General features: G+C 63.5%; 3 protein-coding genes. 2 read left to right on the forward strand and 1 reads right to left on the reverse strand.

Features of this window, described 5'->3' with window-relative positions:
• Positions 1-189 (reverse strand): hypothetical protein (locus tag RMO40_RS18815; protein WP_309724653.1); only part of this gene is annotated, 189 nt, incomplete at its 3' end.
• Between the two features lie 15 nt (positions 190-204).
• Between RMO40_RS18815 and RMO40_RS18820 the strand changes: the two genes are divergently transcribed.
• Positions 205-1,617 carry an undecaprenyl-phosphate glucose phosphotransferase gene (locus RMO40_RS18820; protein ID WP_309724656.1) on the forward strand — a complete coding sequence of 471 codons (1,413 nt, stop codon included), beginning with the start codon at positions 205-207 and terminating at the stop codon, positions 1,615-1,617.
• A gap of 86 nt (positions 1,618-1,703) precedes the next feature.
• The coding region (locus RMO40_RS18825; RefSeq protein WP_309724659.1) for a hypothetical protein at positions 1,704-1,909 on the forward strand (206 nt) is incomplete at its 3' end.

The following is a 1,909-nucleotide window of genomic DNA, read 5'->3' on the forward strand; positions in this document are numbered from 1 at the left end:
GGCCCCTAGAACACAGGCTCCCCCCACACTTGCGGGTCTGGGGCTGTCATCTTCTTGAGTGAGAATCCACGCGTTGTTTGAACCACTTTGCACGCCGCGCGCAGCCGTCGAATCCGCCTCGCGCAGCGCCTGCTCAATGGGTTTTCGACACACCCGACGCAGAGGCATTGCCAGCAATCTGTCACTCATGGAGGACAGCGCCCCGTGGACCACCCCTTAGCGATGTTCGAAGACCGCCCTTACAAGAGAACCTTCTACAGCGCCCCCCAGTCGGTGACCTCGCTGTTGGCTGCGTTCATGGAGCCGGCGATCACCGTCATCACCTTCCTCGGTGCCAACCTCTACCTCGACGCCATGGTGGGGCGCCCCGAGCTTGTCTTGTGCCTGCTGGTTTTTGCGCTCACCTTCCCCGGTCGCAACCGCTTCCGCCAGAACATGGTGGCCGCCGGTGTTGACATCATTTCGTCATGGGTGGTGCTGATCGGCGTGCTGCTGCTGTGTGGCTATGTCACCCGCAGCATCGACTACTTCGAACAAACCGCCGTCGTCACCTGGATCTTCCTGACGCCGGTGGCGCAGTGGGGCGCGGTGTGGGTGGGTCGGCGCCTGGTGCGCCGGCAGGCTGCGCTGCCCGAAGCACGGCGCCGCGCCATCGTGGTGGGCGCCGGCCCGCTGGGCGTGAAGGTGGCGCGCGCACTGACCGCCAGCGAAGACCAGGGCATCGACTTCATCGGTTATTTCGATGACCGCGCCGACGCTCGCGTCGATGGCCTCGCCATGGAGCAGGTGCTGGGTGGGCTGAAAGACGTGGCCGACTGCATCCGCCGCCAGTCGATCCGCGAGGTTTTCATCACCTTGCCGCTCGGCTCGCAGCCGCGCATCGTCGAGCTGCTGGAGCAGATGCAAGACACCACTGCGTCGCTTTTCTTTGTGCCCGACGTGTTCGGCATCAGCATCATCCAGGGCCGGCTGCAAGACATGAACGGCCTGCCGGTGGTGGGCATCTGCGAAACGCCCTTCACGGGCACCAACGAGCTCGTCAAGCGCGCCAGCGACGTGGTTCTCGCCTCGCTCATCCTGTTGTTGATCTCGCCCGCGCTGCTGGCCATCGCCATTGGCGTCAAAATGAGCTCGCCCGGCCCGGTGATCTTCAGGCAACGACGTACCGGGCTCGATGGTGAAGACATCACCGTCTACAAATTCCGCTCGATGACCTCGCAAGACAACGGCGCTGTCGTCAAGCAGGCCACCAAGGGCGATATGCGCATCACCCCCTTTGGCGCCTTCATCCGCCGCACCTCGCTCGACGAATTGCCGCAGTTCTTCAACGTGTTGCAAGGCCGCATGAGCATCGTGGGCCCGAGACCCCACGCCGTGGCGCACAACGAAGAGTACCGCCGCATCGTCAAGGCCTACATGGTGCGACACAAGGTCAAGCCCGGCATCACCGGCTGGGCCCAGGTGAACGGTCAGCGTGGCGAGACCGACACCGTCGCCAAGATGCAGGCACGGGTCGAATACGACCTCGAATACCTGCGCAACTGGTCGCTCGGGCTCGACCTGCAGATTATTGTGCGTACCATCCGTCTGGTCTTCTTCGACCGCAACGCCTACTGAGCAGGGTCCGCCTCTGCCGGGCCAACATCCGACGCCACTTCGCAGGTCTTCGTATGCCACATTGCCCCACTGATCACCGTCGCCCCATGCTGCAGTTGCTGGCCTCGGGCTGTTTGCTTGCAGCAGCCACCTGCGCCAGCGCGCAAGAAGAAGGCTCGCCTTACTACATCGGCGTGAGCCAGGCGTTCACGCACGAGTCGAACCTGCGCCGCACGGCGACCAATGAAATCAGTGAAACGATTTCCAGCACCGGCGTGCTCGCAGGGGTCAACCAACGTTTCGGCCGGCAGCG

It is taken from the genome of Rhizobacter sp., from assembly GCF_031412075.1.
Classification (GTDB): Bacteria; Pseudomonadota; Gammaproteobacteria; order Burkholderiales; family Burkholderiaceae_C; genus Rhizobacter.